This window comes from Marisediminicola sp. UYEF4, assembly GCF_040546025.1.
GTDB lineage: Bacteria > Actinomycetota > Actinomycetes > Actinomycetales > Microbacteriaceae > Marisediminicola.
Genome location: NZ_JBEPNA010000006.1, coordinates 131,276 through 141,094 on the forward strand (window position 1 = coordinate 131,276; position 9,819 = coordinate 141,094).

The following is a 9,819-nucleotide window of genomic DNA, read 5'->3' on the forward strand; positions in this document are numbered from 1 at the left end:
CGCCTGATGCCCGAAGTCAGCCGCCGCACGATCCTGATCGTCGGCGGCGTCGGCGGACTCGCCGCGCTCGTCGGCGGCACCGGACTGCTCTGGGGCAGCACCGAGCCCTCGCTCCCCGGCGGCACCGGCAGCCTGGGCGGCCTCGACGATCTGCTCCAACCCGAGGTCCTGCGCAGCGACGCCGGTCTGCTCCGGGTGCGCCTGTCCTCCGCCAAGGCGGCCGTGCGGATCGGCGGCCGCGAGGCGACGGTACTCGCCTACAACGGCTCCCTCCCAGGGCCCACCCTCGTGCTCCGCCCCGGCGACCGGCTCGAGGTCGCGCTCGAGAACGGCCTCGACGCCGCCACCAACCTGCACGTGCACGGCCTGCACGTGACCCCCCGCGGCAACGGCGACAACGTGCTCCTGGCGATCGACCCGGGCGACACCTTCGACTACGCCTACGACCTGCCCGCCGACCATCCGCCGGGGGTCTACTGGTACCACCCCCACCACCACGGCAACGTCGCCGAGCAGGTCTCAGCGGGCCTGTACGGCACGATCATCGTCGAGGACCCCGAGCCCATCCCGGTAACCCGCGAGCGGGTGCTCATCATCTCCGACCTGACCCTCGACGCGGCGGGGCGCGTCGCACCGGCATCCGACGAGGACCAGATGTTCGGCCGGGAGGGCGAACTCGTGCTCGTCAATGGCCAGCTGGCACCGACGCTGTCCGCGCGGCCGGGCGAGCGGGAACGGTGGCGTGTGGTCAACGCCTGCGTGTCGAGATACCTGTCACTGCGACTCGACGGCCAGAACCTGCAGTTGCTCGGGATGGACTCCGGCCGGGACGCTGAACCCGAATCCGTCGAAGAGGTGCGACTCGCGCCTGGCAACCGGGCGGACCTGCTCGTCGACGCGGCATCCGGCACCTCGATCCTCCGCACGTCTCCCGTCGACCGTGGGTCGATGCAGGGCATGATGGGCGGCTCGGCTGCCACCGGCGCCGATCTCGCGGTGTTCGAGGTCGCGGGAGGCCCGGTCGATGCGCCACCGCCGGTGCCGCGCCAGAGCGCCCCGCGCGATCTGCGCGACGAGGAGGTCACCGGCCGGCGGGAGATCACCCTCGCGATGGGCATGGGCGGCATGATGGGGCCGGGCGGGATGACCTTCACGATCGACGGCCGCAAGTTCAACCGCGAGCGGGTGGACACGCAAGTCGAGCTGGGCGCCGTCGAGGAGTGGACCCTCGTGAACGCGAGTCCGATGGATCACCCGTTCCACCTGCACGTCTGGCCGATGCAGGTCGTCGAATTTCCCGGCGCATCGATCGACCGACCGGTCTGGCGAGATGTCGTCAATCTGCCGGCCAGGTCGCGGGTTCGGGTGCGCATCGCGTTCGAGGACTTCAGGGGGCCGAGCGTCTATCACTGCCACATCCTCGACCACGAGGACCTCGGAATGATGGGCATCATCGACACCGAGTGACCTCCCAGACCACCACACCACCCACATCAAAGCAAAGGACACACACATGACCTACGCCATCACCATCACCGTTCCCCTCGCCTGGGACGAGGCCCTCCGCCGCACGAAGGAGGCGCTCGCGGAGCAGGGCTTCGGCATTCTCTCCGAGATCGACGTGCGCGCCACGTTCACCGCCAAGCTCGGCCAGGAGCGCGCGGACGAGCTCGGCGATCTCGTCATCCTCGGAGCCTGCAATCCCGACCTCGCAAGCCACGCGCTGCGGGCCGAGCCGGACCTCGGCCTGCTTCTGCCCTGCAACGTCGTGGTTCGACGCGGACCGGATGCCGACGCGACCGTCGTGCAGGCGATCGCCCCCCAAACGATGGTGCAGCTGACCGGCAACCCCGCCGTCGCCGAGGTCGCCGACGACGCCGAGGCACGCCTCACCCGCGCCCTACGAAGCCTCGAGGCCGCCGCAGCCTAGATGACGCGGGCGGCCACGACACACCGCATCAACACGTGCTGAATAGGTTAGGAGATCACCGGTTCTGCATATACCCTGTCAACCGAAAGGCATTCGGGTTGCCTTTTACTGGGTCGGCGCTTTCGGGTAATCGTGCCGACCTCGGCAGCACAGCCCCCTCGTTGCTGGATCTCGAGACCTGACTGCCCGGACGCCCTCCCCCACCCCCCTTCGGGAGGGCGTCCCCTACTCTTTCCCGGTGTTCTCCGCGACCCGAATGTCGGACTGAAGCCCCCGCAGTGCGCCGCGCAGCGCACGCTCGGCGTCGAGGCCGTTCGCCGTGGCCGATGCCACAAGAGCGAGCAGCGTCTCTCCCAGTTCCTCTTCGCTCGCCGGAGCAGAATCGTGCCGGGCTGGCTGCATTCCGACGCGCTGGGCCCGCCCGAGCAGCTTCTCGGCAAGGAGCAGCGACGGCATCGCCTGCGGGATGCCGTCGAGCACGCTCGTGCGACCGGGCTTCTCGACCGCCTTGAGGTCGTCCCACACCGCGATGACGTCGACGGCGGTCTCTGCGGTCGCGTCCGCGAAGACGTGCGGATGCCGCCCGATCATCTTCTGCGTCATGCGCGCCGCCACATCATCGATGTCGAAGCTGCCCTCGCTGCGGTGGGCAGCGATGTCGGCATGGAAGATCACCTGGTAGAGCACGTCGCCGAGTTCCTCGATGAGCTCGTCACGGCTGCCCGATTCGATCGCGTCGACGAGCTCGTACGATTCCTCGATCAGGTGCCGCACGAGCGACTCGTGGGTCTGCTCGAAATCCCAGGCGCAGCCGCCCGGCGCGCGCAGCCGCGCGAGCACTGAGATGAGTTCGTCGAGTTTCGGATGCGGGGCACCGGTCATGCCCTCATCCTCCCACCCGGGTGCGGGGGCGTGCGGACCGCCTTGATAACGTTGTGCGCCAGGCGGCGAGAAAACGGAGACGGGCAATGCAGGCAATGAGAATCGATCCGGATGACGTGCTGTGGTCCGCTCCGGAGCGCGAGCGGGCCGGGCGTCCGTTGCTCGTGCTGCTGCACGGCTACGGCTCCCACGAGGGCGACCTGTTCGGACTGTCTCCCCAGTTGCCGCTGCAGCCGGTCATCGCCTCGGTGCGGGCGCCGCTGCGCGCGGGCGCGGGCTACGCCTGGTTCCCGTTCTCGGGCGAGGAGGCACCGGTCCCGGGCATCGCCGACGACACCGCGCGCGCCCTCCTCGAGTGGCTCGACACGACTACGTCGACGTCGATCGGCCTGCTTGGCTTCTCGCAGGGAGGCGCGATGGCGCTTCAGCTCCTGCGTCACGCGCCGACCCGTTTCGCGTACGCGGTGATGCTGGCCGGGTTCGCGATCGATGAGGGTCGGGTAGACGCTGACCTCGCCGCGGCGAGTCCGCCCGTGTTCTGGGGACGCGGCACCGCCGACCACGTCATCCCCGTCGCGTTGATCGCCCACACCCAACGGTGGCTGCCGTCGCACTCGACCCTCACCGAGCGAATCTACGAGGATCTCGCCCACGGCGTGTCCGCCGCCGAACTCGGCGACGTGAGCGCTTTCATCCGGCGCCAGCTCGCCTGACCGGCAACGCCGACCGGCCATACTCCTCCTACGTCTCGGGAGCGGTCTCGGCGAGCCACTCGTCGAGCAGGCTGGGGCGATCGGTCACGATGCCGTCCACCCCCAGCGCCACGGCATCGGACCAGCGGCGTTCGCTGTTGAGCGTGTAGACGATGAGCCCCAGGCCGGAGCGGTGCATCTCCTCGACGGCATCCGGATTCTCCTCGAGCGACCTCGGGGTCGTGATGATCGCGATCGCGCCGAAGTGGGTCGCGAGCCCGACCGGGTCCTTCGGGAGGTCTCTGCAGATGATCGCACGCCCGAAGCCGGGGCCGACCTCGCCGATGTTGTCGAGGGTCGTGAAGTCGACGCTCGCGAAGGTGACTCGATCCTGCACCCAGTAGTCGTGCACGAGGTCGGTGACCAGCCGCACCTCGTCGGCGGTCCAGAAGCCCTTGAGTTCGAGCAGCGCCTTCTTGTCGGACTCGGCGAGAATCTCGAGGAACGCGGCGAGGGTCGGGACGCGCGCGTCGGCGAAGGCGGTCGAGTACCAGGATCCGGCGTCGAGCGCCTGAAGCTGCGCGAGGGTGTGGTCGGCGACCGCCCCGGAGCCATCGGTCGTGCGGTCGACCGTCACGTCGTGGATGAGCACCGGTACACCGTCGGCGGAGAGCTGGAGGTCGGTCTCGACGAAGTCCATCGAGCTGTCGAGCGCGGCCTGCAGCGCCGGGAGCGTGTTCTCCGGCGCTCCCGCGCGATCGCCCCGGTGGCCGGCGATGAATGCGGGCTCCCCCGCAGCGCGCAGACCGCCGAACACGCTCGACGCCTGCACGGCCGATCGCCCCGGGTCGAGGATGATCACGAGCACCAGGGCCAGCACGAGAGCGACGCTCGCCGCCGGCAGCATCCGTCCCGCGCGGGGATCGTCGAGGATCGCGCGGGGTGCGCGAAATCGAGGGCGCATTGTCGCCATTGACAATCCGTTCTGTTCGGGTCTTCGGGTGGCCCGCAGCAGTGCGGTTAGCTCATTATATTGCAGTCCGTTACCTTTCCGTTACACGCGCCGTGCACTCGGCGTGGCCTGACACTATGGACACATGGATGCTGTCGAGACGGGAGACTGAGGCGTGCTCTCACCGTCGTCGCCGAGCACCCCGATCCTGCTCGGTGTGGCCCTCATTGCGCTCGTCGCCCTCCTCACCATCAGGGCACTGCGCAAGGACCGCCGCGAGTACCAGCAGTTCAAGCGCTTCCGAGGCACGCTGAAGCGGCAGGGGATGTACCGCAAGTGGCTCATCGACTCCTTCCGCACCTTCGGCGGGACGGGAATCGTCGTGCTGCTGCTCGCCGGGAACCAGGTGCCGCTGCTGCTCGCCGACATCAACAGCATCGGCTGGGTCGCCGCGGCCCGCACCGCCTTCTCCCAGTCGGGAATCGCGATCGCCGTGGTCACCGGCATCCTCGTGCTCCTCGTCGGCGGGATGGTGCTCGCGATCTACGCCGCCCGGCACATCGACGAGGTGCCCGCGATCGGCGATATCCAGGCGTTGCTGCCCCGCAACCGCACCGAGCTCCGCTATGGCGCGCTCCTGTCGATCAACGCGGGGGTGGTGGAGGAGCTGCTGTTCCGCCTCGCCCTGCCCGCCCTCATCTACGGAGTGACCGGCAGCGCCGTCGCGGCGATCCTCGGCAGCCTCGCGCTGTTCGGAGCGCTGCACGTCTACCAGGGTGCCGCCGGGGTGATCGGGTCGACGATCGTCGGTGGGCTGCTGATGTTGGTCTACCTCGTGACCGGCAGCATCCTCGTCGCGATGACGGTGCACGCCCTGATCGACCTGCGTTCGCTCGTGCTCATCCCGGTTGTCGTGTACAAGGTGCACAAGAAGACGGTCAGGCGGAGATCTCCTACCCCGCCGAGCTCTCCCGGTCTGTCGCTGCCGCCGAGCTGAGCTCGGCCCCGAAGATCGCCACGAGCAGTCCGCTCGTCCACGCGATGAGGGTCGCATCGTCGGGGCCCTGCCCGTCGATGCGGGGCAGCGGTACCGAGACCGACTTCGTCTGCGCGAAGTAGCGCGCGCCCGGGTAGAGCCGCTGCAGGCGAACCTGGATCGAGTCGGCGAGTTCGGCGCTCGCGACGCGCAGGTTGCCACCCATCGTGACGACCTCGCTCAGGCCCACCTTCTGCGCCATCCGGCGCAGTCGCGAGACGGCGATGAGGTTGTGCACCTGCTGCGGCGGCTCGCCGTAGCGGTCGGTGAGCTCGTCAAGCACCTGGTCGATCGCGCCGTCGGCCGACGTGAGTCCGCTCGCGGCCGAGAGCTTCTGGTAGGCCTCGAGGCGCAGCCGCTCGCTCTCCACGTATTCCTCCGGCACATGGGCGTCGACGGGCAGCTCGAGCCGCAGCTCGGTCTGGCCCTCGGCGACGTCGCCGCGAAAAGCGCTCACCGCTTCGCCGATCATCCGCAGGTAGAGGTCGAATCCGACACCGGCGATGTGTCCGGACTGCTCCCCGCCGAGGAGGTTTCCGGCGCCGCGGATCTCGAGGTCCTTGAGCGCGATCTGCATTCCGGCGCCGAGGTCGTTGTTCGCGGCGATCGTCGACAGGCGGTCGTGGGCGACTTCGCCGAGGGGTTTGTCTGCGTCATAGAGGAAGTAGGCGTAGGCGCGCTCCCGGCCGCGGCCGACTCGTCCGCGCAGCTGGTGCAGCTGGCTGAGCCCGTACTTGTCGGCCCGGTCGATGATGAGGGTGTTGGCGTTGGCGATATCGAGGCCGGTCTCGATGATCGTCGTCGACACGAGCACGTCGAACTTGCGTTCCCAGAAGTCGACCATGACCTGCTCGAGCACGTGCTCGGGCAGCTGCCCGTGGGCCACGGCGATGCGCGCCTCCGGCACGAGCTCGGCCAGTTGGGAGGCGATCCGGTTGATGCTCGACACGCGGTTGTGCACGAAGAACACCTGTCCCTCGCGCAGCAGCTCGCGGCGGATCGCGGCGCTCACCTGCTTCTCGCTGTAGGGGCCGACGAACGTGAGGATCGGATGCCGGTCCTCGGGCGGGGTCGCCAGGGTGGACATCTCGCGGATGCCGGTCACCGCCATCTCGAGGGTCCGCGGGATCGGCGTGGCGCTCATCGCGAGGATGTCGACGTTGGTCTTCAGCTTCTTGAGGGCATCCTTGTGCTCGACGCCGAACCGCTGCTCCTCGTCGATGATGACGAGGCCCAGGTCTTTGATCACGATCCCCTTCGACAGCAGGCGGTGGGTGCCGATGACGATGTCGACGGTGCCGTCGGCAAGCCCGTCGATGGCCTCCTTCGACTCCTTCTCGGTCTGAAACCGGCTGAGCGCGCGCAGATGCACGGGGAATCCCGCGAATCGCTCGGCGAAGGTCTCCATGTGCTGTCGCACCAGCAGCGTCGTCGGAACGAGCATGATGGCCTGCTTGCCGTCTTGCACGGCCTTGAACGCCGCGCGGATCGCGATCTCGGTCTTGCCGTAGCCGACGTCGCCCGAGATGAGGCGGTCCATCGGGATGGGCCGCTCCATGTCGGCCTTGACCTCGTCGATTGTCGTGAGCTGGTCGGGCGTCTCGGCGAAGGGGAACGCCTCCTCGAGCTCGCGCTGCCAGGGGGTGTCGGGCGGGAACGCGTGGCCCTTGCTCGCCATCCGGGCGGAGTAGAGCTTGACGAGTTCGACGGCGATGTCGCGTACGGCCTTGCGTGCCTTGCCCTTGGCCGCGGACCAGTCGCTGCCGCCCATCTTGCTGAGGCTGGGCGCCTCTCCCCCGACGTAGCGGGTGAGAAGGTCGAGCTGGTCGGTGGGCACGTAGAGCTTGTCGCCCGGGTAGCCGCGCTTCGAGGGTGCGTACTCGATCGCGAGGTACTCGCGACTGTTCTTCACCGGGTTGCGGCCACCGGTGGAGACCTCGCGTTGCACCAGTTCGAGGAACCGGCCGATACCGTGCGTGTTGTGCACGACGATGTCGCCGGTCTTGAGCTGCAGCGGGTCGACGACGTTCTTGCGCCGGCTGGCGAGCTTCTTGACCTGCCGGGAGTCGAATCCGGCGCTGCGCCCGTAGAACTCGCTCTCGCTCACAACTGCGAGTTTGGACTCGGGCAGTTCGAAACCGTGCTCGACGGACGCCTTCACGAGATAGGCGACACCGGGTTCGGCATCCACGGGGAAGTCGTCGACGATTCGACCGGCGAGGCCGTGTTCGCCGAGGGCTTCGGCGGCGCGCTCGACGAGTCCGGACCCCTGCGCGACAACGAGCACTGTCCAGCCCTCGGCCAATCGTGCGCCGAGGTGGTCGATCGCTCCGTCGACCCGGCCGGCGAAGCTCGGCACGCTGTCGGCGGCGATGCGCACATACTCGCCGGCGTCCTCGACCAGGGCGCTGATGGCGGCGGATGCTGCGGTGTCGACCGCGGACGGGGTGCCTGAAACGGTTCCGTCGACCGCGGTGCCACCTGCTGTCGCGCCACCTGCTACCGCGCCACCCCGGACCGCGCTTCGGACCACCGGTGCGACGGGCTCAGCTGCGCCGGTGTTGAATCCGCTGAAGGTCCACCAGGAGCGTGCGCCGGCCGCATCCCTCAGTGCGGGGAGGGTGAGGAAATCGCCCGAGTCGAGGTCGATGGGCGCCTCGGCGCCGGCCGTGGCCGCATTCCAGGCGGCACTGAGGAACTCGCGGTTGGTCTCGACGAGGCTCACGGCACGGGAGGCGACTCGCTCAGGGGCGAGCACCGCGATCGCGGTGCTCGCGGGCAGGTAGTGGGTGATCGGCACGAGCCGGTCGACGAGGGCGGGCGCGAGCGACTCCATGCCGTCGACGGGGATGCCTTCGGCGATCTTGGCGAGCATCTGAGCGAGGCTCGGGAACTCGTGCTGCATCTCTCGCGCGCGCTGGCGCACCTCGGGGCCGAGAAGCATCTCGCGGCTCGCGGGCAGTTCCGTCTCGGCGAGCTGCTCGGACAGCGACCGCTGGTCCGCGACCGAGAACGGACGGATGTGCTCGATCTCGTCGCCGAAGAACTCGGCGCGCACCGGGTGCTCGGCGTCGGGGGCGAAGACGTCGAGGATGCCGCCGCGCACGGCGAACTCTCCGCGCCGGGTGACCATGTCGACCCGCGAATAGGCGAGGTCGACGAGCTGGGAGGACAGTGTCGCGAGGTTGTAGCCGCGTCCACCGGCGACGAGGCGCAGCGGGTCGAGACTCGTGAGGTTATCGGAGAGGGGCTGGAGAGCCGCACGCACACTCGCGACAACGACGATGTCGCGAGCCGGCGTGCCCGCGTCGACCTGCGCTTGCCAGGCCTGGAGGCGGCGGAGCGCATGGATGCGTTTGCCGACCGTTTCCGCGCTGGGGCTGAGCCGTTCGTGAGGGAGGGTCTCCCACGCGGGGAACTCGATGATCTCGGCATCCGGCATGACGCTCGGGAGAGCCGATCGGAGCGACTCGGAGTCGCGCCCGGTTGCCACGATCGCGAAGAGAGACTTGGGGCCTTCGCGGGCATCGAGCAGTCCGGCGACGAGAGGGGCCCGGAGTCCGTCGACGAGAGAGAAATCGGCACTTCTGCGCGCATATTTCAGGGCAGCATCGAACGTCTGGGCGCGCGAAAGCGCCGGAATTAAGCCCTGAAGAATCACCGGGGAAGTCTACGCTCGCTCGCTGGCACTCTCCTGCGGCGGGGTGGACCACGATTTTGATTCGGCGGGGATGGTGGCTGGTCGCGGGGCGGGCTGGGTCGACTGCGGCGGGCTGGGTCGACTGCGGCGGGCTGGGTCGACTACGGCGGGCTGGGTCGACTACGGCGGGCTGGGTCGACTGCGGCGGGCTGGGTCGACTGCGGCGGGCTGGGTCGACTACGGCGGGCTGGGTCGACTACGGCGGGCTGGGTCGACTGCGGTCCGTTGCGTCTAGACCGGCCGGGACGGATCGACTCGTGGCCGCATCCGTCCCGGCACGGCCCGCGAGGATCGCTTGACCCCTGCCCCACCCCCGGCGAGCAGTTGTGGTCTAGTGCGGGCGTGGCATTCTGACTGCTCGACATTCCTGTCTCACGTCCGGCCCATCGCGACGATTTGCCCCCCTTCTGCTGCGCACGATGAGGCGGCTGCTGCAGAGCATGTCCGCCTTGTGTCCTTGGAGTTCGATTGTGTCTTTCACGGTCAGCTCGCTTTCTCTTTCCTCGCGACCGCGTTCTTGGCGGCGGCCGTAATGGTGGCGATGGTGGGTGTTCTGCTGGGGAGCAGGATGAGGGTTTGGGTGGGGTCGATGTTTTTTGGTGGTTGGAGCCAGTAGCTGTTGTTGAT

Annotated in this window: 7 protein-coding genes; 4 read left to right on the forward strand and 3 right to left on the reverse strand. The window is 68.6% G+C overall.

Going from position 1 to position 9,819, the window contains the following annotated elements; translation table 11 throughout:
- Nucleotides 1-6 precede the first annotated feature (6 nt).
- Nucleotides 7-1,467: a multicopper oxidase family protein gene (locus tag ABIB15_RS08335; protein WP_354476838.1), complete on the forward strand. Its 1,461-nt coding sequence runs from the start codon at nucleotides 7-9 to the stop codon at nucleotides 1,465-1,467.
- 46 nt (nucleotides 1,468-1,513) lie between these two features.
- Complete coding sequence (locus ABIB15_RS08340) at nucleotides 1,514-1,930, forward strand: DUF302 domain-containing protein (protein WP_354476840.1); 417 nt, start codon at nucleotides 1,514-1,516, stop codon at nucleotides 1,928-1,930.
- 225 nt (nucleotides 1,931-2,155) lie between these two features.
- On the opposite strand, the gene ABIB15_RS08345 is transcribed toward ABIB15_RS08340, so the two are convergent.
- Nucleotides 2,156-2,812, reverse strand: a complete 657-nt coding sequence (locus tag ABIB15_RS08345) for a nucleoside triphosphate pyrophosphohydrolase (RefSeq protein ID WP_354476842.1) — start codon at nucleotides 2,810-2,812, stop codon at nucleotides 2,156-2,158.
- An 86-nt stretch (nucleotides 2,813-2,898) separates the two neighbouring features.
- On the opposite strand from ABIB15_RS08345, the gene ABIB15_RS08350 reads away from it, so the two are divergent.
- On the forward strand, nucleotides 2,899-3,525 hold the full coding sequence (locus tag ABIB15_RS08350) for an alpha/beta hydrolase (RefSeq protein WP_354476843.1): 627 nt from the start codon (nucleotides 2,899-2,901) through the stop codon (nucleotides 3,523-3,525).
- A gap of 28 nt (nucleotides 3,526-3,553) precedes the next feature.
- On the opposite strand, the gene ABIB15_RS08355 is transcribed toward ABIB15_RS08350, so the two are convergent.
- Nucleotides 3,554-4,477: a glycerophosphodiester phosphodiesterase gene (locus ABIB15_RS08355; RefSeq protein ID WP_354476845.1), complete on the reverse strand. Its 924-nt coding sequence runs from the start codon at nucleotides 4,475-4,477 to the stop codon at nucleotides 3,554-3,556.
- 154 nt (nucleotides 4,478-4,631) lie between these two features.
- Between ABIB15_RS08355 and ABIB15_RS08360 the strand changes: the two genes are divergently transcribed.
- Nucleotides 4,632-5,453, forward strand: a complete 822-nt coding sequence (locus ABIB15_RS08360; protein ID WP_354476847.1) for a CPBP family intramembrane glutamic endopeptidase — start codon at nucleotides 4,632-4,634, stop codon at nucleotides 5,451-5,453.
- Here ABIB15_RS08360 and mfd read toward each other — a convergent pair.
- Nucleotides 5,410-9,153, reverse strand: coding sequence for a transcription-repair coupling factor (gene mfd / locus ABIB15_RS08365; protein WP_354476849.1), 3,744 nt, complete (start codon nucleotides 9,151-9,153; stop codon nucleotides 5,410-5,412). The genes ABIB15_RS08360 and mfd overlap by 44 nt on opposite strands.
- Nucleotides 9,154-9,819 lie beyond the last annotated feature (666 nt).